16 protein-coding genes are annotated in these 24,560 nt (G+C 45.3%); 15 read left to right on the top strand and 1 reads right to left on the bottom strand.

Features of this window, described 5'->3' with window-relative positions; all coding sequences use genetic code 11:
• Positions 1 to 687 precede the first annotated feature (687 nt).
• The 14 genes from ACLD6A_RS03540 (at position 688) to ACLD6A_RS03475 (ending at position 19,192) form a co-directional block, all read left to right on the top strand.
• Positions 688 to 1,242, top strand: coding sequence for a cysteine hydrolase family protein (locus tag ACLD6A_RS03540; protein WP_004118531.1), 555 nt, complete (start codon positions 688 to 690; stop codon positions 1,240 to 1,242).
• 256 nt (positions 1,243 to 1,498) lie between these two features.
• Entirely contained in the window at positions 1,499 to 3,841 is a 2,343-nt protein-coding gene (locus tag ACLD6A_RS03535) for a choice-of-anchor M domain-containing protein (RefSeq protein WP_410313597.1), read from the top strand.
• A gap of 34 nt (positions 3,842 to 3,875) precedes the next feature.
• Positions 3,876 to 5,084 carry a choice-of-anchor M domain-containing protein gene (locus ACLD6A_RS03530; protein ID WP_410313596.1) on the top strand — a complete coding sequence of 403 codons (1,209 nt, stop codon included), beginning with the start codon at positions 3,876 to 3,878 and terminating at the stop codon, positions 5,082 to 5,084.
• A 13-nt stretch (positions 5,085 to 5,097) separates the two neighbouring features.
• Positions 5,098 to 7,290: a choice-of-anchor M domain-containing protein gene (locus ACLD6A_RS03525; protein WP_410313595.1), complete on the top strand. Its 2,193-nt coding sequence runs from the start codon at positions 5,098 to 5,100 to the stop codon at positions 7,288 to 7,290.
• Between the two features lie 38 nt (positions 7,291 to 7,328).
• On the top strand, positions 7,329 to 9,086 hold the full coding sequence (locus tag ACLD6A_RS03520) for an anchored repeat ABC transporter, substrate-binding protein (RefSeq protein WP_410313594.1): 1,758 nt from the start codon (positions 7,329 to 7,331) through the stop codon (positions 9,084 to 9,086).
• A gap of 31 nt (positions 9,087 to 9,117) precedes the next feature.
• The gene (locus ACLD6A_RS03515) at positions 9,118 to 9,906 is read left to right on the top strand and encodes an anchored repeat-type ABC transporter ATP-binding subunit (protein ID WP_102694497.1); all 789 of its coding nucleotides are present in this window, start codon (positions 9,118 to 9,120) and stop codon (positions 9,904 to 9,906) included.
• Between the two features lie 14 nt (positions 9,907 to 9,920).
• Positions 9,921 to 10,784, top strand: coding sequence for an anchored repeat-type ABC transporter permease subunit (locus ACLD6A_RS03510; protein WP_102694498.1), 864 nt, complete (start codon positions 9,921 to 9,923; stop codon positions 10,782 to 10,784).
• A 46-nt stretch (positions 10,785 to 10,830) separates the two neighbouring features.
• Positions 10,831 to 11,715, top strand: a complete 885-nt coding sequence (locus tag ACLD6A_RS03505) for a lysophospholipid acyltransferase family protein (RefSeq protein WP_410313593.1) — start codon at positions 10,831 to 10,833, stop codon at positions 11,713 to 11,715.
• A gap of 173 nt (positions 11,716 to 11,888) precedes the next feature.
• Positions 11,889 to 12,884 (top strand): NAD(P)H-dependent glycerol-3-phosphate dehydrogenase, encoded by a 996-nt coding sequence (locus tag ACLD6A_RS03500; RefSeq protein ID WP_004133777.1) that lies wholly within the window; start codon positions 11,889 to 11,891, stop codon positions 12,882 to 12,884.
• Positions 12,885 to 12,951: 67 nt separating this feature from the next.
• On the top strand, positions 12,952 to 14,094 hold the full coding sequence (locus ACLD6A_RS03495; protein WP_004133776.1) for a D-alanine--D-alanine ligase family protein: 1,143 nt from the start codon (positions 12,952 to 12,954) through the stop codon (positions 14,092 to 14,094).
• A gap of 50 nt (positions 14,095 to 14,144) precedes the next feature.
• A complete protein-coding gene (locus ACLD6A_RS03490; protein ID WP_410296554.1) occupies positions 14,145 to 15,146 on the top strand; it encodes a CPBP family intramembrane glutamic endopeptidase in 1,002 nt (333 codons plus the stop codon).
• 65 nt (positions 15,147 to 15,211) lie between these two features.
• The gene (locus ACLD6A_RS03485; protein ID WP_410313592.1) at positions 15,212 to 16,609 is read left to right on the top strand and encodes a homoserine dehydrogenase; all 1,398 of its coding nucleotides are present in this window, start codon (positions 15,212 to 15,214) and stop codon (positions 16,607 to 16,609) included.
• 24 nt (positions 16,610 to 16,633) lie between these two features.
• On the top strand, positions 16,634 to 17,710 hold the full coding sequence (thrB, locus tag ACLD6A_RS03480) for a homoserine kinase (protein ID WP_410313591.1): 1,077 nt from the start codon (positions 16,634 to 16,636) through the stop codon (positions 17,708 to 17,710).
• 33 nt (positions 17,711 to 17,743) lie between these two features.
• Positions 17,744 to 19,192 carry a Maf family nucleotide pyrophosphatase gene (locus ACLD6A_RS03475; protein ID WP_410313590.1) on the top strand — a complete coding sequence of 483 codons (1,449 nt, stop codon included), beginning with the start codon at positions 17,744 to 17,746 and terminating at the stop codon, positions 19,190 to 19,192.
• A gap of 496 nt (positions 19,193 to 19,688) precedes the next feature.
• Here ACLD6A_RS03475 and ACLD6A_RS03470 read toward each other — a convergent pair whose 3' ends face one another.
• Complete coding sequence (locus tag ACLD6A_RS03470; RefSeq protein ID WP_102694508.1) at positions 19,689 to 20,630, bottom strand: AEC family transporter; 942 nt, start codon at positions 20,628 to 20,630, stop codon at positions 19,689 to 19,691.
• 437 nt (positions 20,631 to 21,067) lie between these two features.
• Between ACLD6A_RS03470 and ACLD6A_RS03465 the strand changes: the two genes are divergently transcribed.
• Positions 21,068 to 24,463, top strand: a complete 3,396-nt coding sequence (locus tag ACLD6A_RS03465) for an Rne/Rng family ribonuclease (RefSeq protein WP_410313589.1) — start codon at positions 21,068 to 21,070, stop codon at positions 24,461 to 24,463.
• The last annotated feature ends 97 nt before the right edge of the window (positions 24,464 to 24,560 follow it).

The raw sequence follows: 24,560 nt of genomic DNA, 5'->3' as shown, positions 1-24,560 counted from the left end.
CCATTCCGAACCCGGAAGCTAAGGCCTGACACGGCGAGGGTACTGCACTCGATAGGGTGTGGGAGACTAGCACGCTGCCGCATTATTCTTTCTAGCGGGGAACTTGATTGTTCCCCGCTTTTTTATTATTCCCACACTACTGTTATCTGTAATCCTCCAAACGCGATAACACTGTCTCGTAAATGGAGCAAAAACAAAAGTTAAATCTACAAACGTGAGAGAGTAGTCTCGCAAATGGAGCGAATACTGGCGCTAAACCCTCCAAACGCGGGAGCGCCCTCTCGCAATTGGAGCGTAGAGCGAGGGTTAACCCTCCAAACGTGATGAAAACTGACGGCATTTGTTGTTGGAAACAGTCATAAGAATCCGCGGAATATCGCATTTGCCGCATGGTGGTGATTAAATAATTGTAGTCGGCGCAGAAGCGTGAGCTTTCGGTATGCTGTTGGTAAGCTTTAGGAAAGCTTTACGTAAGCTATCGTTAAGATTTCCGTGAGCTTATTCCAGTGAGCTTTGAGTATTAAGTATTGCGTCGATTACAATTGGGCCAGCAATTGAGTTGATAATTGGGCTATCAATTGAAATAAAATTAAGCAATTAATAATGCGGAATATTGTCACTAAAGCGTGTGCTATTTGAGATTATGCTATTAGCGATTATTCTGCAAATTTCATACAAGGAGTAGGTATGAATAAAGCCCTTATTAACATTGATTATACGAATGATTTTGTGGCAAGTGATGGTTCTCTTACTGTAGGTGAGCCTGCTCAAAAGCTCGAGAAGCGTATTACTGAGATTTCGCAAGAGTTTCTTGACGCTGGTGAGTTCGTTGTTTTTGCGATTGATACGCATCATTTGAATGACCCGTATCATCCTGAAACTAAGCTTTTCCCACCTCACAATATAGCCGGAACTCACGGTCAGAAGTTATATGGCACGCTTGGCGATTTTTACGAAGCGAATAAAGATAAAAGCAACGTGTATTACATTCACAAGACTCGCTACTCTTCGTTTAATGGCACGGATTTGCTGATTAAGCTTCGCGAACGCCACATTGAGGAGTTGCATTTGGTGGGAGTTTGCACGGATATTTGTGTGCTTCACACTGCTGTTGATGCGTATAATCTTGGATTTAAGATTGTGGTTCATAAGGATGCTGTAGCAAGTTTTGATCCTGCAGGGCATGAGTGGGCGCTTCGTCACTTTAAGACTTGCCTTAATGCGGATATCGTAGAAGGCTAACTTACTAAAGTTACTTACTAAAGTTAAACTTACTAAAGTTGTTTAAATAAGTTACTAAATCTGCTTAAAAAAGATTATCTAATAACGCTGGTTGCTTGATGCGCCAGCGTTTTTGTTTATTCGGAGTGTCGACTTGCTTTTAATGAGAATCATTATTATTATTAGTAGACGTTGTTAAAATCTTCCATAACTATTTGCGAAAAGAAGAGCGCATATAACGGTAAGAAGATGAAGTGTAGAGAGCGAAATAATAATTATGACTCAGGTCATTAGGAATATTGTGAAACGTGCTTTTGCAATGGCAAGTGTTGCAATACTTGCGTTTGCTGTGCTTGCATCAGGATTTAGTGCAGCTTTACCGGCAGTTGCATTAGAAAATAGTAATCCTGGAGAAAAATACGATCCTGCAAAAAAGGAAGTGCTGAGTCACGGTCATACAGACGTATTTTACCCAATTCAATACAACGGTAAATTCATTATGGCTGTCGAAAAAGACGGTGCCACTTTCTTAAAGCCTGAAAACACTACTTTACGCGTAGCAAAAAGCACGTACACTACAAAATCGCAACTTCCTTCTCTCGCTACTGAATACTACTATCTCGATAGTTCCGGAAAGCAAAAAGGAAATCCTCTCTTCCCGGGTTGGGACACAAGTTATGCTGCAACTTTAGTTGGTGCATCTCACGCAGATGACGCAACAGCAGATATTGCAATCCAGCAAGTTACTGGACCAATGAACGGTCGCATTCTGCTTTGGACTACCGGTGGCATTGGTAAAAATACGAAGAAAGTATCATTTGAAGAGAATGATTTAGACGACGAACCTGATACTGATGGCAGCCGATTTATGTTACCTGGCGTAATTCACCAACATAGCTCTGGTCACATGCATGCAAACTGGGGATTTACGCAGCCTGGAGTTTACAAGCTAAAAGTAGCAGCAACTATTACAAATAAAAACACTAAGAAGCAGATCACAACCGAGCCTGCAGAATACACTTTTGAAGTAGAAGACACATATTCAGGGAAAGTACCTGCTTCTGTCCTTTCGGAAACGCTTGATTTGCACCGTCGTGGTGATTTTATTAATCCTGACGATGATGAAGAAGCGCACGAAGCTTCCAAAGAACATAAAGACACGGATAAAGACGATGGCGGCGATATGCGCATCGGCAATATTCGCGATTCTGGAGAACATCCGCATTATCATTCATACGAGGGTTATGGCGGTTTAGATTTAAAAGTAGTTAACAAACCAAAGGGTGCTCGTATTGAGTGGAGATATGTGCGCGCTGACGAGGGTCCTGACGCGTATGGAACCACTCTTTTTGCTGAGAGATTGCAGCTTCCAGCTGAGCCTGCAATGAACAAGATGAAAGTGTATGCTCACGCAACTGAAGGCGAAACGCAAATTGGTAAAGATACTGCGTCTGCAACCATCGCCGTTGAAGATCACGGTGCTGACGGACATCCTGTAGTAAAAGCAATTGCTCCTTATAAGCGTTTCAAACCAGGGGATACTTTACACGCGAAAACAGTATTGCTTAACCCTCACGTTGCAACTGATGCTACTACTGGAGAGCCAATCGATGACCCTACTAATCCTGTAACTTCCATTGTTAAAGACTATGTTTGGTTGATTAAAAAGGAAGGGGAAAACGATTTTAAGCGCATCCCTGGTGCTGTTAGCAGCAAGTTGGACTTAAAGCTTGATGCATCAATGCAAGGTGCAACTATTCGTCCTTCCTTAGTTTTAAAGAACGGTGAGCTTTACAGAAATAGCAAATTTGATGAGTTTTGCGATTATGTTATTGAGATGAAGGGCGTTCCTCACTCTCATAACAATGATGGCAATGATGATCAAAACGGTTCTGATTCTGAAGATGATGAGAATCCTCATGGAAAAAAGCGCCATGAGAAGCGCCATAATAAGCGCAAAAATAAGACTAAGCATTTTGTTGGTGGAAAGAACTTTTTGAAAGGTGTATTCGGCGGCACTGCAAATTCGGGACTATTTGGATCTAGTTCTAATGGTGGATTCCAATTCGAATCTAATTTCTTTAAGAAATCCAACAAAAAATTAAAGCGCACAAAGAATAATCACAATAAGATTAACCTCACTAATAGTAAGAATAATCCTAAGAATAATTCTAACAATAATGCGCAAAATGGTTCTAGTTCTAGTTCTAGTTCTGGTTCTAGCTCTTTTATAAGAACAGAAAATTCAAGCGGAACATCGTTACATAATTCATCGCGACGAACTTCTGGTGGAACTCACGCTAAAAACAAGAGCTCTAAGAAAAGTGGGCAAACTGTTCGTAATTTCGTAAGAACAGATAATAATTCTGGCAATAAGTCTAAAAATAGTTCTGTCAATAACTCTGATTTTGTTAAGAATACTGAACGTCATGCTTTGCAAGTTGCAAGGCAATACAACGAAGAATCTGATGAAGCGTATGAAGATGATTCAGATGATACAAAAGGTGATGGTTCCTCGACTAAGTGGGTTGCGGTTGCAGCTTCAGGTGCGAGCGTCGGCTTATGTGCAATAACTGGTGCATGTGGCGCATTGGTACGTCCTAGATTGAAATTGTTGTAAATGGTATTCGTATTATTACTAGAAAGTTTAAATAATGAATTACAAACAAAATGAAACATTGCAAGTAAAACGAAAGCATGTATATGCTACTGCGTTGCTTGCGCTCATATTTTCTTTAGTAACTTTGGTTGCATCTTTATGTGCACCAAATCCAATGCAGGAAACTGCTTATGCTAATGAAGGCAATCAGCCAGTTATGATTCAAGCAGGTCATGCTGATTTTGGACCAACGCTAATCGACGGCAAATGGAAATTGAAGATTCGCGATGATACTGGTGACGAACCAGTGTGGCGAGACCCAGAAAATGTGGTATTTAAATTAGGTGGCAATTCAATAATTCCTATGCCTGATGATGCTGCCTACAGTTTTATTGGCGAAAAGCCTGGAACCAAGCTTTACGTAATTCCACAAACTCAGAATCCTGATGTTCCATGGCTTGGATGGAATACTCAGGAAGGTGGAGTGTTAAACGAGCTTGATCGCGGAGCTAACCTTTCGCTTGAAGGAGTAAGCGGCCCTGGAAAATTGCACGTTTACTTAGAAAATGGCAATAATAATCCGCAGCAACTTTGGGATAGTACTAAAGGTTATCCGCAAAACAGCTGGATTGAAACTAACGCTCATACTCACGTGAATTGGGTGTTTTCTAAGCCTGGAATTTATCATGTGAAGCTTACTTTTTCTGGAAAATTGAAGAATGGACGCGCAGTAAGTGATACGCGTGTTCTTAATTTTGCGGTTGGAGATAATACCGATCCTAATGCTGCTTTAGGTGCGGGTGCTGCTGGAGCAAGTGGCAACGAGGGCGACGAAGAGGGTCAAGATGAAGAAGATAACGATGAATCCGAAAAAGATGAAGCTAATCATCATCACGAACTCCTTCACAACAAGCATAAGCATTCTCACAAAGTATCTGAAAAAAGTGACGATACAGCTTTAGTTCTTCAAATCGTAGGTATTTTCGTGGCTATTATCGCCATAATTATTGTGATTTTTGTACTAATAGCTGTAGTTAAAAGCAAGAAAGCACGAAATCTTGCGCTTGCTAAGCAAGTTTCTGCACAAGCTAATCAACAGTACGCAAATAATGCAAATTCTGTGAATAATGCAAATGGTGACAATACCTTGTCAAATCTAGTGAGTGATCAAGAAACGACAGTAATGTCACCAATTAATAATTCTCAATATTCTCAATATTCTCAATCAGACAATATGCAATCTGATGGTACTCAGTGGAAATAATGGTGTGACGAAAATGTTTCGTAATAGTATAAAGAAATTATCTCGCGCTTTGTTGGTGGGCGTGTGCTTGTGTGGCATGATGATGGGAACGCCTGCAGCTTTTGCTGCTGGCAATGGTAGTGACGCAACTGTTGCAAATGGAAAGAAATCTTCTAAAGATTTTGCCGAAATAAAGAAAGCTAATTTTGAAGCGTGTGCAGCCGCTCGCTTAGATAAAACTGATTCGCAACCTGCGGCTGATAGTAAAGCTACAATGTGCCACGCGTATAAAGGTCATACTGACGTTTTTGCAACTTTCTTTGATACTAAGAATAATCGCATGGTATTAGGTACCTTGGGCGATGCGTTTGAAAGTGAAGATTATAATGACACTCGGTATGATACGAATCGACTTATTTTTGAAGTCGGTTCTAAAAACATCATGCAGCTTTCCAAAGATGAGAACAATTCGGTAATAAAAGAAATCTACGCAACAACTCGCGAAGGTGTGGTTTGGTTCTTTGATCAATCTGGAGCCGGGGATACTGGCGCTTTGTGGCCTGGTTTAGATACTAGACCGTTATATAAGGGAGCTGGTTCTACAAAAGTTAATCCAACAGTCAAACTGTCATTAACTGGTATCGAAGCACCTCACAATGGCGAAGTTTTTATGTACACTCGCAGCGGTGACGATTATGAGAAAATGCTCGGCTCTGCTGAAAACTGGCCGAAAGATGTTGACATCACTGAGACTGGTGGCAAACACGAGCACATGTATTGGTCTTTTAACCGTCCTGGTGTGTACAAGTTAAAAATGAAGGCTACTGCTACTGTTGGTGACGAGGAGCAAAGTTCTGAGCAGACTTATACGTTCCATGTAACTAATCATGATGTAACAGCTGGCGATTTTGCTGATTATGATGGCGCATCTTTTGACGGTGACGAAGATGGCGAAGACGACGAAGAAGATTCAGATGATGATTCTCAAAGTGAGGATCACAGCATTAATGTGCAACAAAGTAACGGATCTTTCTTCATTAACGGTAACAACAACACTGTGTATGTGACTCCATGGCCTGGAGCAAAAATGCAACAACAAGGACTTGCTGGGAATAATAACGGTGGTCTTTTTAGTGGGATTCATAACGTTAAAGATGGAAAGCAAAATTCTCAAAATCAGCAATCTTCTGCAACAAAGTTCAAAGACATCAAGGGCGACAAGCTTGTTATAGACCACGGTCACGTTGATATTGCTGTATATACTGGCGATTCAAATAATGTTGATATGGCTGTGCAAGAAGATGTGACAGGAAGCCACGTATTTAGAGATCCAGACACAGTTGTATTCGCAGTTGGTGAGGCTGGTAAAACTAAGGGCGTTTATCGTATACCGCAAACACAAATTGATGGTGTGCCATGGATGGGTTGGAATAATCAGTCTATGAATCCGCATAAGCCAACTCAATTGAGCCTAACAGGAGTTGAAGGTCCTGGAAACGTACGCGTTTGGATGTTCGGCGGCTTGGGCGGTGGAGATCAAGAGATTTTCTCCACTCAAGGAGCAACAGATTATACGATACCTGCAAATACGCATGCTCATGCGAATTGGGATTTCGACGAACCGGGATATTACACATTGCAATTCCAGGCTTCCGACGGAAATTCTACAGTAACTCGAAATATTCACGTTGCTGTTGGCGTAGATCCACAAGAAACGCCAATGGGCTCTGCTGTCGGCGGTGGAAATCCTGGAAAAAAGGATGATAAAGTCAAAAATGGTGGTCCTTCTACACCTCAGAATCCAGTAAAACCTACTACCAATTTGCCTCGTCCTGGCGGAAATAATGGCGGTCATGGAAACGGTGCCGTTGGTGGCGGAAGTCCTTTTGTTGGTGGTCGTGGTTTTGGATCAAATAATTCACACTCTGGAAAACAATTGCCAAGAAAAGCTAAAAAGCATAAAGGTCTTGTTTCAAAAATTAGTAACAAGAGGCTTGCTAAAAGTTTGTACCGACAGAAGTTGAATGATAATGATGATGTTGTGAAGTCTGAAGCAAAAGGTGCAAAAGGTGCAAAAGGTGCAAAAGGATTGTTTAGTAGGAATCCTGTGCTCGCATACTCGCTTATTATTGGCGGAGTATTAACTGTTCTATCCGTTACTGCTGGCGGAATTTGGTTCCTCTATAAGCGCGGACTTATTAGTTTGAATTGGTTATTGCGCTATTAAGGTTATTTCGCTATTAAAAGTAGTAGGAGTGTGTAAGGGTGATTCGTTGGCCCAGAAAAGTAAAGCAAACTTTTTTTGCTGCGATTGACGCAATTGCAGTGGTTGCGCTTATTTTGCCGCTTTCTGCTTGTGGCAGCGCAAACGGCAATACGCGCGCAGGGCATATGGATGGTCGCATTAATGTGGTTACTACTACCGGCGTTTTGCGAGATATGGTGGCAAATGTTGCAGGAGACGCTGCAAATGTAAGCTCAATAGTGCCAGATAATGCAGATCCCCATTCTTACGAGCAGCGTTTGCGCTCAATTCGAGACGTTGTGTATGCAGATTTGGCTTTTAGTAATTACATGATGCTTGAAGAGCACGGAGTGATTACCGCTTTGGATGCGAATTTGCGAAAAGGCGTGCCGAATGTTGAGCTTGCGGAAGAAAGCGTGAAGCATGCGGCGGATATTATTCCAATGGTTGAAGACGTGTCTTTGGATACTATTTGGCTAGGTCTTGCTACGGAGCGTATGGCTGCTGGAACAGAAGCTGCAAATGTGAAATCGGCAACTGTGAAATCTTCTGAAGAATCGCAAAATTCTAAATCTTCACATTCTTCTCAAGTTTCTCAGTCTTCACAATCAAACGCGCCTTCAACTATAACAAAAGAAGGACGTGCAACTGTAATAAAGCCAAACGCATACAACATGAAGCGTTCGGACAGAATCCGCTTAACTGCAACAAAAGTAAAAGGACCTGGAGCATTATTTGCTTACCTTACAGGAACTTTTGGAAGCGTAGAAACTTACGTAAATTCAGCGAACGGAATTAACGACGAAGATCATGTGGATTTGCCGGCGGATGCGCACACGCACTTAAGTTGGGCTTTTAGCAAGCCAGGAGAGTACACGCTTGATTGGCATGCGGATATTTTAGATGCTCAAGGCGCAAGAGTTGCAAGCTTAGGTAATACCAGTATGCGTTTTGCTGTTGGTGTAAACGCACAGAAAGTAGCAAAAAAGCGCAAAGCTCGCGTGGTTTTGAATCAAGGTCATGCAGATTTAGCATACGATTTGGCATCACACGGGTTTATGTACCGAGTGGATACTTTGCAAGAAAAGCGCTCTGCTGCGCCAAAACGCGTGTATTATGCGCCTCGCGATGTAGTAGTAGAAGTGCCTACCAATGCGCTAAAGGAAATTCCGGCAGAGCAAGGGTATCGTTTTTTGGGTGCTGCTCGCGAAAAGTTGTATCAGCTTCCGCAAGCGGTTCTTGGAAAGCATGTTCACGGAGATATTGACCCGCATTTGTGGCAGTCAGTAAAAAACGGTATTGCGTATGTGCGCACAATTGCGGATCGCTTGTGCGAAGTGGACGCTAAAAACGCTCGCAAATATCGCGCTAATGCGGACCGATATATTAACAAGCTTCTCGACGTAGACGCGTATATGCGCAAAAAAGTTGCGTCAATTCCAAAAGAGCGTCGCAACTTGGTTACAACGCACGACGCTTTTGCATACTTAGGTAAAGCTTACGGCGTAAATATTGCAGGATTTGTAACAATCAACCCTTCGAGTGAGCCGAGTGTGCAAGATAGGCGTAGGCTTTCGCAAATTTTGCGCGACTTGGAAATTCCGGCAGTATTTTTGGAACCGAATTTGATCTCACGCTCGTCTGTGCTTAAAGAATTGGCTTCTGAAGCGCACGTAAAAGTTTGCCCAATTTATGGTGACGCTTTCGACGCGAAAGTTAGAACTTACGCAGATATGATGCGCGCGAACGCAGATTCTTTAGCGAAATGTTTGAAGTAATAGCGAAGTAATAGCGAAGTGGATGTGACTTATGAATAAAAATATTAGCGAAAATAGTACTGTTATTAACGCGCAAAACTTGAGTGTAAGCTACGCAAATCGCGCTGTTGTAAAAGACGTTTCTTTTACTATTAATAGTGGCGAGTTCGTTGGATTGCTGGGCGCGAACGGTGCTGGAAAGACGACTCTTTTCCGCGCAATTATGGGGCTAATTCCTCACTCCGGAAAGCTGGAAGTTAAAGCTCCTAGCGCAGAAGGCGACAGTGTAAATCCGCGCGTATCTTACGTTGGTTACGTGCCGCAAAGGCACGATATTGCTTGGGATTTTCCGCTTTCTGTGCTCGACGTTGTTATGATGGGCAGGATTCGTCACATCGGTTACGTTCGTCGCGCAAAAAAAGAAGATTACGAAATTGCGCTTGCCTCGCTTCACCGCACAGGAATGGCTGATTTTAGAGACCGCACAATTGGTGAGCTTTCCGGTGGCCAGCGTCAGCGCGTGTTGGTTGCGCGAGCACTTGCCGGCGAGCCGAGACTTCTTCTACTTGACGAACCTTTTACCGGACTCGATATGCCAACTCAAGAGCTACTTACGAGCCTGTTCTTGGATTTAGCAAAGTCCGGAGAAGCAATTCTTATGAGCTCTCACGACATAATCGGCTCAATCAACTCATGCTCAAGAATCATGCTTTTTGATGGCACTATTGTTGGCGACGACGAGCCGCAAAATTTGAGCGCGGAAAAGTGGGTGCAAACATTCCATGTAGCGCCTGAAAATCCGCTTATTAAAGCAGTTGAGCGAGTAATCGGGAAAAAATAGAGGTGGAAAAGTAAATGTTATCTCCAATCGAATTTATACAAGACTTAAGCAATCCGGACCTTTGGTTTCTTCTAAAAGCGCTTATTGTAGCCTGCCTTTCTAGCGTAATTTGCGGAGCAGTGGGCTGCTATGTGGTGCTTCGCGGAATGGCGTTTATTGGCGACGCCGTAGCGCACTCCGTATTTCCAGGACTCGCAATCGCCTTCGTATTGCAAGGAAATCTGCTTCTTGGCGGCGCGCTCGCAGGAGTTGCAACCGCACTAATCGTATCTATTTTTAGCCAAAACCGCAGGCTTCGCGAAGACTCGTTTATTGGCGTATTCTTCGTATCTGCTTTCGCGCTTGGAATCGTAATAATTTCAAAAGCTTCAGGCTACGCCGGATCTTTGGAATCCTTCCTTTTTGGCTCTATTACGGGCATTCCGGACTCGGATATTGCTGTGGTAGCTGTTACAGGGCTGATTATTTTGACGCTTTTAAGCATGTTCCACAAAGAACTTGTTTGCGTGTCGATGGATCGCGAAACTTCGCGCGCAATGGGATTGCCAGTTGCGTGGCTAGACGGAATGCTGTACGTTTTGGTGGCGATTGCCGTGGTTGTTTCTGTGCAAATTATTGGAAACGTGCTTGTGCTTGCGCTGCTTGTGACTCCTGCCGCAACTGCGCGACTGCTTACAGATAGGCTGTCTAGAATGATGATTTTGGCACCGGTTATTGGTTGCGTTTCGTCGATTGTGGGCATGTATATTTCTTGGAGCTTTGATACTGCAACAGGCGGCACGATTGTGCTAGTTGCAACGGTGCTTTTTGTGCTTGCTTGGGTTTGCTCGCCTAAGCATGGGCTGATTTCAAAAGCGCTAGTAAATACAAAAGGCTAAGAAAGCAGGTTTAGCACAGGTTTATAGCGTGCGGCACAATAGACGTATGGTATCAAAAGGAAAACCTTCGCCAAGAAGCGCCGTAAAACCCTTAAGCGATGAGCAAGTAGAGCGCTTAGCTCGCGTACACAACTTAGTTGACCCAACGTATTACTACCCAACCGGCGCACGTAAGCCAAATCAGGCAGAAATTGACGCGCAAAATCCTAAAGCCGCCGAAAGACTGCTCGAAGGAACGTCGCGCGTATTGCGTTCGCGCTGCAAAGTACGCGCGTGGGGATTAGAAAACGTGCCAGAAGAAGGCGTGTTTATTACCGCTTGCACGCACGTTACAATGTTTGACGTTTTTATACCAATGACCGCGCTATTCCACCAAGGACGCAGACCTCGCTACATGGCAAAAGCAGAACTTGCGCACTGGCCAATCTTAGGCAAATGGTTCCAGCTAGTAGGCATGCAGTCGGTTCCGCGCAGAAGCGGAAAAGCGCGCGAAATTGAGGAAGAATCAATCAAAATCCTCACAAACGGAAGGCCTTTAAGCATTTGGCCAGAAGGTACTTTAACGCGCGATCCTGAAAAATGGCCGATGAGTATGAAGCCAGGCATTGGAATTATTGCGCTTGAAGCCTCTAGAAGACTAGGGCATCAGATTCCGCTATTTTGCGCTGTTGTGTGGGGTGCTGCAAGCATTAACCACTGGTGGCCTTGGCCGAAGAAAAACGTTGTAATGTGCTACGATACTCAGCTTGATTATTCCGACTTGCTGCAGGGAAGCGAAAATTGGGGAGAATTGCCTCCAATGGAATCTGCTGAAGAGCTTGCTCGTCGCGTGCGAGTGCGTATGACGCAAATTATGGAAGAGATTCGCGGCGAAAAAGCGCCTGCTGGATACTTTGATTACAGGCAGATGAAACGCGTTACGGAAGAATAAAAAATATACGTAAGAATAAAATAAAGTATCTTTTTAAAATCCCGTAAAGCGGCGTGTGTAATATTAAGTAATAGTGTGATTATAAGTCAAAATTGAGCTGCAAATTAGCTTGCGAAATGTGCGAAACTATAACGCAGCCCACGAAACTTCAAACCGAAAGGCAGGACGTAAACATGAACGTTACGGTGTTGGGTGCTGGTGCTTGGGGAACTGCGTTTGGTCAAGTGCTTGCGGACGCAGGAAATCAAGTGACGATGTGGGCAATAGAGCCGGAAATCGTTGAAGGAATTCGCGACCATCATCATAACGGCGTGCGCCTGCCAAGTGTGGAAAAACTGCCAGAAAATATGACTGCAACTGGGGATCGCGCAGAAGCTGTTGCGAACGCGGATATTGTAGTTGTGGCTATTGCGGCACAGTTTGCTCGCGTTGCGTTAGCAGAATTTGTGGGGCTTATTCCGCAAAATGCGATTGTTGTTTCGCTTATGAAAGGCATTGAGCGCACAACAGGAAAGCGCATGGATGAAGTCGTGTGCGAAGCATTGAACTTGCCGCGTAACCGTTTTGCTGCACTTTCCGGACCAAACTTAAGCAAGGAAGTTGCATCTCGCCACCCTGCTGCAGCAGTAGTTGCTTGTGCAGAAAAATCTCAGGCAGAAGTAGTTGCAAAAGCATGCTCAAACAGCTACTTTAAAGCATTCGTATCAACCGACGTAATCGGCGTAGAAATGTGCGGATCGCTTAAAAACGTGGTTGCGCTCGCAGTTGGCATGGCTCGAGGCGCAGGATACGGCGAAAATACTGCAGCTATGATTGAAACGCGCGGTCTTGCAGAGTTGACTGCTTTGGGTGTTGCGGAAGGCGCAGATTCTCGCACTTTTGCAGGTCTTGCAGGCTTTGGCGATCTAGTTGCAACTTGCGGATCTCCACTAAGCCGCAACTATACTTTCGGCGCAAATCTTGGCAAAGGTATGAGCGTTGAAGAGGCAACTGCTGTAAGCAATGGTGTTGCAGAAGGTGTTCCAACTACAAGCGCAGTTGTGGCAATGGGCAAGCGTTTGGGCGTTGAAACGCCTCTTGCAAGCGCAATGGCTCGCGTGCTGGAAGAAGGAATCTCCTGCCAAGAAATGCTCGCAATGCTTTTCGACGACGACGTTTGCGAAGAGTGAAAACAAAGCGTTTTTGAAAATAATCCAGAATAATACAAAATAATCAAAAATAATCTAAGGGAAAATAATGGCAAAAAAGCGTGTGGCATTTTTGTACGGCGGTAAAGCAGACGAACATTCGATTTCGTGTATATCGGCTGCTGGCGTTTTAAGTGCGGTTGACGAAAGTCGATTCGAAATTGTGCGCATTGCTATAACAAAACAGGGCGAGTGGATTGTTGGCGGCGAAGATCCGCGAAACTTCCGCATGGAAGAAGGAGAGCTTCCGGTAATAACAAAAACTGCTGGAACGCGCGATGTTGTGCTAGACCCTGCCAAAGGCGCAGACGGATTTTTAGCCCGCGAAAATGACGGCACACTTACAAGTTTGGGTCATATTGACGCAGTTTTCCCAGTTCTTCACGGTCCAAACGGTGAAGATGGCACTTTGCAAGGCTTGCTAGAAATGATGCAAGTTCCATACGTTGGTTGCGGAGTGTTGGCTTCGGCTGCGTGCATGGATAAATACTATGCAAAGCAACTGTTTAAAGCTGCCGGAATTAATGTTGCTCCTGGAATTGCACTTGATGCGCGCAAGTTTGCAAGCGACGCGGAAAATCGCTTTGATTCATATGCAAACGAAATTCTTGCGCAAGTTGAAGCAGCAAAACTCGAGTATCCGCTTTTTGTAAAGCCAAGCCGTGCGGGATCTAGCTTTGGAGTTACAAAAGTTGAATCGCGCGATGCTAAAGCTTTAGCAGAAGCTATTTTTGAGGCTTCAGAGCACGATTGGCGAGTATTGGTAGAGCAGGGAATTGACGCTCGAGAAATTGAGTGCGCGGTTCTTGCAGCTCGCGACGGCGAAGAACCGAAAGCAAGCTGGCCTGGAGAAGTTGTGCTAGACAAGCGCGAGGCTGGTGAAGACCAGTTCTACGATTTTGACAGCAAATACATGGATTCCGCAGCTTCGCACGTTGAAGTTCCAGCAAACTTGCCAGCGGAAACTTTAGAGCGCGTTCGCAAAACGGCGCTTGCAGCGTTCAAAGCGGCAGATGGGCGGGGATTAAGTCGCGTGGATTCTTTTGTAACTAAAGATGGCCGCGTAATTCTTAACGAAATCAACACAATGCCTGGATTTACGCCAATCTCCATGTATCCAAAAGCTTGGGAAGCAACCGGAATAAGCTACAGCGATTTAATAACAAAGCTTATTGAAGGCGTTTTGAAATAATTTAATCAACTGTAAAGCAGAAACAAAAGCAGAAACAAAAAGGAATAAGTATGCAAGATTTGCAAAATTCATGGCGCGACGACACTTATTTGTTAGCGCGCAAACGTCAAGGAACTATTGGCATGTCTTTATGCGTATTCCTAGTAGTTTGGATTGCTGTTGCCTATGTTCTTGGAGTTCTTTCTTCACAGTTTGTGCCTAAGAGCATGCTAAGTGACTCTCTTAACACATTACTTGTGTCGGATATTTCGCAGTATTTAGTCGCTTTACCAATCGCAATGCTTATTATGCGCACTGTTCCTGCGGCAAAAACCAAACAATTCTCTATGAAATTTAGCCAATTTGGCGGATTCTTTGCTGTGTGCATACCGATTATGTACATTGGTAATATAGTTGGCATTTTCCTAGCAACAGTTCTTAGCGGCGGCAAAGCAGAAAATCGCGTATCAGACACTATTGCAGCGGGAAATATGTGGGAAACCTTCATATTCGTGGTAATTCTTGCGCCAATTGTGGAAGAATGGCTTTTTAGAAAACAGCTGCTTTCTCGTTTGCGCGCGTACGGAGAAAAGCGAGCTATTGTATTTTCTGCACTTGCTTTCGCGCTTTTCCATATGAACATTTTCCAATTCTTCTACGCATTTGGACTCGGACTTGTTTTTGGTTACATTTATATTCGCACGTCCAAGTTGAGCTACAGCATATTCCTTCATATGATTGTGAATTTCCAAGGAAGCATAGTTGCAATGTGGTTGGAAAAGCAGCTGGTTGATGCAAGCGGAAATATGATTGACGTAGAAAAGATGTCTCGTCAGGAATTAACTAGCCTGCCAACCGGTTTTATTCTAGCTGGAATTTATGGGATGTTTATGATTGCCATGCTTATAGTAGGCGTGGTTTTGCTAGTTCGCCGCCGCAAGTATCTTGTATTCTTCAATGCTCCGCAAGAACTTCCGAATAAAGCTGGCAACAAAGCATTGTACGGAACTGTTGGAGTAATAGCATTTTTGATTATTTCAATACTTCTTAATTTGCTAATGTTATTTGTGTAAAAGCGAGTAAAAAATAATCGCATAAAAATAAAATATAAAATAAATCAACGAAGGAGGCGAAAGTCATGCAAAGCAATCAGTCTACTAAAACTATTCGCGTAGGACTACTCGGGGCTGGAACTGTTGGGTCTCAAACAGCGCGACTAATAGTTGAACAGTTCAATGAGCTTAAGAAGCGAACTGGGGCTGAAATTGAGCTTGCAGCAGTTGCATGCTTACGCCCGGAAGAAGTTGATGCGCCTTGGATTAAGCGCGATTTGCTAACTACAGACACCGCCTCTTTATGTACTCGCGAAGACATTGATATTATAGTCGAGCTTATTGGCGGACTTGAGCCGGCGCATACTTTTGTAAAAAGCGCGCTGAGTCACGGAAAATCTGTTGTAACAGCTAATAAAGCGCTGCTTGCAAAGTTTGGTCCGGAATTATACGAGTGTGCAGAAAGTCACGGAGTTGACTTGTATTTTGAGGCGGCAGTGGCAGGCGCGATTCCTATTCTTCGTCCGCTTCGAGAGTCTCTTATTGGCGACGAAATTACGCAAATTTTTGGCATAGTAAACGGCACTACAAACTATATTCTTGACGAAATGACAGTGCGCGGACTTGATTTTGACTCGGCTTTGCGCGCAGCTCAAGAAAAAGGCTACGCAGAAGCGGATCCAACCGGAGATGTTGAAGGATTCGACGCTGCAAATAAGGCTGCTATTCTTGCAACTCTTGCATTCCAAATGCCGGTAAGTATTGACGATGTTTCCGTTGAGGGAATTAGCGCGATTGCCGCTGAAGATATTGCGGCGGCGAGCGCAGAAAATCGTGTGATTAAGCTGCTTGCGGCAGTTGAGAGGCACGGTGATGGCGGTGACGGCTGTGACGGCTGTGACAGCGAGTCAAGTGCAGATGAAGGAGTGAGCGTTAGTGTGTATCCGGCGCTTGTTGGTGCGGAACATCCTTTGGCATCGGTTCATGGCAGCTTTAATGCTGTGTTTGTAAAAGCGCAGGCTGCAGACGACTTAATGTTCTACGGACGAGGTGCCGGCGGAGCTCCAACTGCCAGCGCTGTTGTGGGAGATGTTGTTAGCGCAGCTAGAAATATTGTGCGCGGATGCTCCGGCTTTGGTGTGCCAATGTATAACAAGTATGTGCCGGCTTCTAGCGAGCAGACTTGTGCTGATTTTGTGATTCGTTGCAACATGGAAGACACTTCTTTGGCTTTGTGCAGCGAAGTTATGGATGTTTTTGCAGATTATGGCGTTAAGGTTGAGCGTTTGGCTTCGGCTTGTGAAGCGCAATACGCGCAGGCTGAAGGGGAGTCGGATTGCCCACAGTGCGGTCTTGGTGGGCCTGGGAGTATGCGCGTTCTTGTGCGCGAATGTTCTAAAGCTACTGTGCAATCTATTTGTAAGGATTTGCAAGATTTAGATTTTGTGTTGGATAAGCCGCTTGCTTTGCGAATTATTAAGTAAACGCTCTAACGAAAAAGGTGCGAAATGAAACCAGTATGCAACAGCGTGTCAGTTAGAGTTCCAGCAACCAGCGCAAATCTTGGATCTGGCTTCGATACAGCAGGAATTGCGCTTGATTATGCGGATTCTTTAGTTTTTACTCTGGATGATAATCAGTCTAAAAATTCGCTTGATTCGCTTGATTATGCTGGAAACGTGCGCGTAATTATTCACGGCGAAGGCGAGGATACGCTTCCAAAAGATGAAACGCACTTAGTTGTATCAACTTTTCGCAAAGCTTGCAAAATTTTTGGGTTACCAAACTTACGGTTTACTTTAGAAGCGCATAATCAGATTCCGCAAGCGCGCGGTATGGGGTCTTCCGCAGAGGCGATTGTGGCTGCTGTTGCTGCTGCTTGGACTTTTGCGCACGAAGGCGAGCTTAATCGCGAAGCAATTTTTGAGATTGCGGCTTCAATTGAAGGCCATCCAGATAACGTAGCTCCTGCGGTTTTTGGTGGTTTGACGATGAGCTGGAAGCTTGATGCTGGGGAAGGCAAAGGTTCTGTGCGCGTGGCTGGAGATTGCGAAGCTCCGCTTTCTACCGGTTTTCATACTGTACGATACAAAGTTTCGCAAGATATTTCTGTGTCGGTATTCGTTCCTAATTTTGAGCTTTCTACAGAGCTTGCTAGGCGCGCGCTTCCAGCAAAAGTACCGTATGGTGACGCAATATTTAACGTATCGCGCGCTGCAATTCTTCCGGTTGCATTTGGTGAGTTAAATAGCGATTCTGAAAGTGAATTAGGCACAGTAAAATCTAATATTTCGCGAAATGCGTTACTTTTTGCGGCGACTCAAGATGTTCTTCATCAACCGTATCGTGCAAATCTTATGAAAGATTCATGGAAGCTGGTTGAAGCGTTGCGCGAGCATGGTTTTGCGGCAGCAATTTCGGGAGCAGGATCGTGCGTTGCTGTATTTTATGCAGGAGATGCCGAGTATAAAAAGAGTGCTGCTCAAAAAATCGACGCAATTGCAAAGCCGTGGCTTTCGCGCGATGGCTGGCGCGTTTTGCACGTGCCTGTTAACTCTACGGGCGTAGAAATAACTCGCGAATAGGCTGTGCGAAGGTATAAAAAGGAAGAGTAAAGTATGGCAGTTACGTTGATTTTGGCTTCAAAGTCGCCTGCGCGTAGAGCGGTTTTGGCGGCGGCCGGCGTGATCCCTGTGATTCACGAGAGTGAAGTGGATGAGCCGGCGGCTTTGCGCGATGCGGCTAGTGAGCGCGGAACAAACGTTGAAGAGTTGAGCGCTGAGCAACGCGTTTCGATTTTGGCGTGCGCGAAGGCTAAGGCTGTATATGAGTCATGGAAGCGTGTGGCAGATTCTGCTGCTTCGGCTAGTGGCGATTTGGTTGTGGGGTATCCGCTGGAAGCTGAAGCTGAAACTGCGGGATCTGAATCTTCTGAAATTGGTGAATCTTCTAGCAACGCTTTAGCAAGAGACTCTCAAGCAGACGTAACGCATAACGTAGATACCGCGCAAACTCGCGACTTTTCAGGCGTAACTGTTCCTACAAAAACTTTCGATATTCACGATTTTGCATATACAAATAAATCTTCTAATGATTGTAGCGGTGTACTGATTGTTGGCTGCGATTCCATGTTCCTGCTCGATGGAGAATGCTACGGAAAGCCGCACACGCCCGAAATTGCTTTTGAGCGAATAAAGAATATGAGTGGCAAAACAGGACAATTGTGGACTGGTCACTGCTTAATCGACGCAAAAACTGGCAAATTCTTGTGCAAAACAAGCCACGCAAGCGTAACTTTTTCGCAAATGAGCGACGCTGAAATTCGCGCGTACGTAGAAACTGGCGAGCCGCTGGAAGTTGCGGGATCCTTTACGCTAGAAGGATTCGGCGGAGCTTTTATTGAGGGGATTCAGGGAGATCCGCACGGAGTTCTTGGAATCAGCTTGCCTCTTCTTCGCAATATGGTTGCCGAGCTTGGATACGCGTGGCCAGATTTGTGGAATAAGAATACCTTGGAAGAAGTTGGTGCGAAGAACGATCCGACTTCCACAGAAGTTCCTAAAGAAAATGTGCATCAGCCGGGGGATGGCTGGGTGCAGTGCAATTGTGGGCGAAGGCACTGGGGTCATAACGGTGCTGCTGGAGTGCTGCTTGCTAGGCGAGATGAGGCGACCGGGCGCGTGACGCACGTTGTTATGCAGCATCGCGCGCTTTGGAGTGCGGAAGGCGGTACTTGGGGCATTCCGGGCGGAGCGATTTCCGACGGCGAAAGTGCAATTGAAGGCGCATTGCGCGAGTCGTTTGAAGAAGCGAATATTACTTCGGAAGATATTGATGTTGTTGGAGCTTACCGTGAAGATCACGGAAACTGGTGCTATACAACGGTTTTTGCGTTTGAAAAGCCGGGGCATAGTGTGAATCCTTGCGCGCACGACGACGAGAGTATGGAAATTAAGTGGGTGCCGATTGACGACGTGCCTAAGTTGAAGCTGCTTACGGCAATGCGCACTGATTGGCCGTCTTTCCGAGCGCGCCTTGATTCGCTTGCTACGCGACGACCTGCTTGAGCGCTGCGATTTAGTGCGCTGGCTATTCTTCGGACACTGGTGCAGTACGGTTTCTGCGTTAGTGTCTTATTTAGCTTGTTTTGAGACACTCGTGCAGATGAGTTACTGCGCGCATGTCCGAAGATTGGCATTATGGGACTTTCGTGCAGTACGCTTACTGCGTGAGTGTCTCATTTCGCCTGTTTTGGGACACTGCCGCAGTTGACGTTCTGCGTTATGGTCTCTGGTTGTTGATTATCGGACATTGGTGCAGATGGGTTACTGCGCGCGTGTCTATGGTTGGTTGTTTTGTGAAACATTTGCCGGAGATTTTCCGGCTTTTGTTTTCGCTCCGGCTGTTTTTGACCACATTTGCCGGGAATCTACCTGGCGTTTGTTTTCGCTTTAGCTACGTTTGACCACAAACGCCGTGTATTTTCCTGGGGTTTGTGGTCGTTTTTGCCTTGGATGACCACATTTGCCGGGAATTTATATAGCGTCTAAAGCAAACGCAAAATCACCCCAAAATAGCGGCGATTACTGCTATACAGATTGGGCTGGTAACTGTGGAAAACAGTATTCCGTCGCGAGCGAAACTTAAGCCAACGTTGTATCTAGCAGCATAATTGTAAACGTTTTGGCCTGTTGGAAGCGCAGCTAACACAACGCACGCGTACAAAGTCGCCCCGCGAAAACCCATCACAAAGTAAGCCAGCAAAAACGCAATAATTGGCATAATCAAATTCTTCAGCACTGCAACCGTTGCAATCGCAGCGCGATTTGAATTCTTCTGCAAAGGTCTACTTCCGTAAAGCGACATGCCGAAAGCCATCAAAATCATAGGAACCGCGGAATCGCCAATCATTTTAATAGGATCGTATAAAAAATTCGGCACAGGAAAATATCCGACTTTAGCTGAAATTGCAGAAATCACAATTCCGCCTAGAGACCCGATTAAAAGCGGCTGCTTTAAAGGCTGCTGAGCAATACGCTTAAGCGAGCATTTGCCAGTAGTTGTAATGTCTAAAACCGTCAAACCAACAGGAGTAAAAACAGCCTGTTGCATAACCAAAATCGGAGCTACGAGTGCAGGATTTCCCAAAATATAAGTGGCAACCGGCAAGCCGATATTATTTGAATTTAAATAAAGCGAGTTGAGCGCGCCAATTGTGCAGTCGGCTGCAGGAAGGTGGAAAAATATGCGGTTAAGCAGTACGAACGCAAGTCCAACAATCATTGCAGAAAAGAACGCAACAAAAATCGAAGAATGAAAAATCTCAAAAATAGGCTCTTTAGAAAGAATTGCGAACATTAAGCAAGGGCTGGAAACGAAGAAACTTACGCGATTTAGCACCATTTGAGCCTGAGATCCGCCAATGCGAAGGCGCGCGGTAATATAGCCGGCAAGAATCACAATGCCAATTACGCAAAAGCCTTGCATAGCGCTGATTAAGCCCATTTCCTGCCTCCAAAGGGTATCCAAAATAGTATCCCAAATAGTATTTCAAATAGTAAGTAGCGCGCAAATATATTCGCACAAACCTCTGCTGCAACTATAGGAGCGATACGCAACTTTTGTGCGTGCGCAACAATTTGTATTAGTGCAGATAATAGCGCGCGCGTGGTTTTGCTGCTTTTGGCTTAAAAGTAACGTTGTAAATTTTAATATTCAGTAAATTGGATATTTGACTCGGCAATATGGCATACTAGAGAGCGGTGGCACTGCAAGCCGCCGGGCGATTGATGGCGTCGATCCCCTCGTGAGTGTTTTTCCGAGGCTGGCGTCCGCCGTCGCGCAATTAGACTTTGTAGAGAGCCTTGGGGTGGCTCGCGTGCGTGCGTGTTCATCTTAAAGCCAGGGATGCGAGGCGATTGCAGCGTTTCGTGAGGAGCATAGTGCCCAGAATAATAAGAGAACGCTTCAATGAATCTGAAGCTGAAAATAGTATAACTGTGTCTAAAAATCCGGTTGCGGCTAAAGACGCTAAAGACGCTAAAAATGTTAAAGATGCTAAAGATGTGTCGTTTGTTGGCGCTTCTTCTGCAGGTGTAGCTGCTACTTCTGCCGCTTCTGCTACTTCTGCTGCTGGAGTTGTGCGTCGTCGCCGAGGCCGTCGCGTGACGCGTGGTGCTGGTGCAGCCGGCGAAGCGATGGAATTAAAGGTAGAAGAGTCGAGCACGAAGATTTTTAATAGCGGCGTTGATAGCGGCGTTGATAGCGGCGATAATAATCGCAACAATGCCAGCACTAATGCCAGCGCTAATAGTCGAGATAATAGTCGCACTAATAGTCGAGATAATCGCGCTGCTGGTCGCGCTAATAACGTTAAAAGTCGCGCAGAAAGCCATGTTGACAGCAACGTCGACAGTCATGCTGACAGTCACACTGAAAGCCACACGTCATCTCGCCCTATTACTTCTTTGCTGTTCCAAGAGCCTGTTTTGCCTGCTCATGTTAATAGTGAGGAAAGCGAGCGTTTGCGCGAAGATTCCAGGGATGATTCTCGCGCAGATTCTCGTTCGTCTTCTCGTTCGTCTTCTCGCGCGGATTTGCGTCATGATTCGCGCGCAAATTCTCGTGAGGATGCACGTTCTGATTCTCAATCGGATTTTGAAGACGAATCTGAAAACAGTGCGAATGAGCGTCAAAACCGTCGCAATAATCGTAATCGCAATGAATCTTCTCAAAAAAGCCAACGTTCTCGCCGCTCGCGTCGTCTGAATGCGGTTGAGCGTCGAGCTGCTGCCGAAGTCGAGCAAATTGAAGAGGATCTTGCGTACGACGATATTGTTTATGCGCCTATTGATACTCAAATCGATGAAACTCTTGATGTTAGCGATATTTTAGATAGCGACGATCGCAACGATGGCAGCGATAGCAGTGATCGCAACGACCGCAGTGATCGCAACGACCGCAGAAACAGAGGAAATCTTCGCAATCGAAGGAATCGCAGCAATAGCGATGACCGCAGCGACCGCAGTGACAATCGAGATGATAATCAAGACAATAATGATGACAGTCAAGATTATGGTCAAGATGACAATCAAGATACTGGCTTGCGTCGTCGCCGTCGTCTTCGCGACTCGTCAAGCAGCATTCTTGATGAAGATGACGATGAGGGAATGATAACGCGTCGTCGTCGCCGTCGTCGTTCTTCGCGCGAAAATATTGACGAAGTATCTCAGGAAGATCGCGATTTAATACCGGATCCAGAAGAACTTCGCGCTCAAGACGAAGAAGAAACGCTTTACACGCGTCGCCGTCGTCGTCGCCGCTCTAAGTCTTCGGATGATTCCGCAGCTTCGTCGCAATCGCAGTCTTCGCAGTCGTCATTGTCTTCTTCGGATGATTCTTTTGCTTCTTCTCGCTTAAGTGCCGACGATTTATCTTCTAGGCGCTCTCGCAAGCAGCAGTATATTGACGAAATCACGGATATTGAGGGCTCTACTAGACTTGAAGCAAAGCGTCAGCGCCGCCGTGACAATCGCCGTGAGCGCGCGCGTCAAAACTTAATTATGGAGCAGGATTTCCTTGCTCGTCGCGAAAATGTTGATCGTTTGATGGTGGTTCGCGAGCGCGATCGTCACACGCAAATTTCCGTTATTGAAGACAATATTCTTGTGGAGCACTACGTTTCCGATATTCAAGAAGTTGCAACCGTTGGCAATATTTATCTTGGTCGCATTCAAAACGTGCTTCCAAGCATGGAAGCTGCGTTTGTGGATATTGGTCAGGCTCGAAATGGCGTGCTTTATGCTGGCGAAGTCAACTGGGATATGACGCGTTTGGAAGGTCAGCCTCGCAGAATTGAGCTTGCTTTTAAGTCCGGAGATCCTGTGCTTGTGCAGGTTACTAAGGATCCAATTGGTCACAAGGGTGCGCGACTAACTTCGCAAGTAACTCTTGCTGGTCGTTTCCTTGTGCTTGTTCCTTCTGGCGGAATGACGGGCGTAAGTCGCAAGCTTTCAGATCGTGAGCGCTCGCGTTTGCGCGCTATTGTTTCTAAGATTGCTCCAAAAGATATGGGCATTATTATTCGTACTGCTGCTGAGGGTGCAAGCGAAGAGGCAATTCAAAAGGATCTTGAATCGCTTGTTAAGCAGTGGGATCGTATTGAAGCGAAGCGCGAGGAGTATTTGCACGGCAAGCGTCCTAAGCTGCTTCAAGGCGAGCCGGATGTGGCTATTCGTGTTGTTCGAGATATTTTCAACGATGACTTCCAGAAGCTTATTGTTGAAGGCGAGGGCGTGCATCAGCGCATTAATGAATATCTTGAAATGATGGCACCTGATTTGTTGAGCAAGGTTGAGTATTGGGATCCTGCTGAGCATGAGGGTAAAGATATTTTCGACAAGTGGCAGATTGATAGCCAGCTTCGAAAGGGCATGGAGCGTCAGGTTTACTTGCAGTCGGGTGGCTCGATTGTTATTGATCGAACTGAAGCTATGACTACTATTGACGTTAATACTGGTCGTTTTATTGGACGCGGTAAGTCTTTGGAAGAAACGGTTACTCGCTGTAATTTGGAAGCTTCCGAAGAAATTGCGCGACAGTTGCGTTTGCGCGATATTGGCGGCATGGTAATGATTGATTATGTAGACATGGTTATGCCAGCCAACCGTGATTTGGTGTTGCGAAGACTGCTTGAGTGCTTGGCGCGCGATAGAACTAAGCATCAGGTTGCTGAAGTTACTTCGCTTGGTCTTGTGCAAATGACGCGTAAGCGTGTTGGACAGGGTTTGGTTGAAGCCTTCTCGGAGGAATGCCCAACGTGCAAGGGTCGTGGATTTATTCTGCACGATGAGCCGACGGTTTCTTCAGAATATGCCGACCCTTATGCGCTTAAGGGTGGCGATCCGTTTGTGAAAACGAACAAGTATGGTCATGGAACTTCTACGGTTGCTCCAGAGCCGCAAAAGCAGCAGGGTTCTAGCGCTGAAGTGCGTGCTAAGCTTGCGCGTATTGCTGCAGCGTCCGCAATTAGTGAATCTATAGAATCTGCTGGAAATGCTGGGAATGTGGAAAGTGCGGAGTCTGAAGAAAGTGCGGAAGTTACTGAACCTGTGGAATCTATTGAATCTGTAGAATCTAACGGACCTGTGGAATCTACCGAACTTGCAGAATCTACTGAACGTGTGGAATCTGTGGAATCTGTGGAATCTGTGGAATCTGTGGAATCTGTGGAATCTGTGGAATCTGTGGAATCTACCGAATCTACAGAATCTACTGAACCTGCAAAAACTGAAGAATATACGGAATATACAGAATATAGAGAGCCTACGGAGTATTAATAATCTTAAGGATAAGCTATTAAGTATATGCCTTGAGTACAATATTGACTATTGTCTGCATTGCCCTTATGAAACTAACCACTTGACGTTAGTACAT

It is taken from the genome of Gardnerella sp. Marseille-Q9691 (assembly GCF_046507715.1).
Taxonomy (GTDB): Bacteria; Actinomycetota; Actinomycetes; order Actinomycetales; family Bifidobacteriaceae; genus Bifidobacterium; species Bifidobacterium greenwoodii.
The sequence above is the reverse complement of the archived record's forward strand: the minus strand, read 5'-3'. Positions and strand labels throughout refer to the sequence as shown.

Excerpts from the sequence above, each read along its gene's own strand:
- ACLD6A_RS03495 (WP_004133776.1), top strand. The coding sequence starts at position 12,952 with ATGGCAAAAAAGCGTGTGGCATTTTTGTACGGCGGTAAAGCAGACGAA.
- ACLD6A_RS03485 (WP_410313592.1), top strand. The coding sequence starts at position 15,212 with ATGCAAAGCAATCAGTCTACTAAAACTATTCGCGTAGGACTACTCGGG.
- ACLD6A_RS03490 (WP_410296554.1), top strand. The coding sequence starts at position 14,145 with ATGCAAGATTTGCAAAATTCATGGCGCGACGACACTTATTTGTTAGCG.
- ACLD6A_RS03470 (WP_102694508.1), bottom strand. The coding sequence starts at position 20,630 with ATGGGCTTAATCAGCGCTATGCAAGGCTTTTGCGTAATTGGCATTGTG.
- ACLD6A_RS03475 (WP_410313590.1), top strand. The coding sequence starts at position 17,744 with ATGGCAGTTACGTTGATTTTGGCTTCAAAGTCGCCTGCGCGTAGAGCG.
- thrB (WP_410313591.1), top strand. The coding sequence starts at position 16,634 with ATGAAACCAGTATGCAACAGCGTGTCAGTTAGAGTTCCAGCAACCAGC.
- ACLD6A_RS03510 (WP_102694498.1), top strand. The coding sequence starts at position 9,921 with ATGTTATCTCCAATCGAATTTATACAAGACTTAAGCAATCCGGACCTT.
- ACLD6A_RS03530 (WP_410313596.1), top strand. The coding sequence starts at position 3,876 with ATGAATTACAAACAAAATGAAACATTGCAAGTAAAACGAAAGCATGTA.
- ACLD6A_RS03505 (WP_410313593.1), top strand. The coding sequence starts at position 10,831 with ATGGTATCAAAAGGAAAACCTTCGCCAAGAAGCGCCGTAAAACCCTTA.
- ACLD6A_RS03500 (WP_004133777.1), top strand. The coding sequence starts at position 11,889 with ATGAACGTTACGGTGTTGGGTGCTGGTGCTTGGGGAACTGCGTTTGGT.
- ACLD6A_RS03540 (WP_004118531.1), top strand. The coding sequence starts at position 688 with ATGAATAAAGCCCTTATTAACATTGATTATACGAATGATTTTGTGGCA.
- ACLD6A_RS03525 (WP_410313595.1), top strand. The coding sequence starts at position 5,098 with ATGTTTCGTAATAGTATAAAGAAATTATCTCGCGCTTTGTTGGTGGGC.
- ACLD6A_RS03515 (WP_102694497.1), top strand. The coding sequence starts at position 9,118 with ATGAATAAAAATATTAGCGAAAATAGTACTGTTATTAACGCGCAAAAC.
- ACLD6A_RS03535 (WP_410313597.1), top strand. The coding sequence starts at position 1,499 with ATGACTCAGGTCATTAGGAATATTGTGAAACGTGCTTTTGCAATGGCA.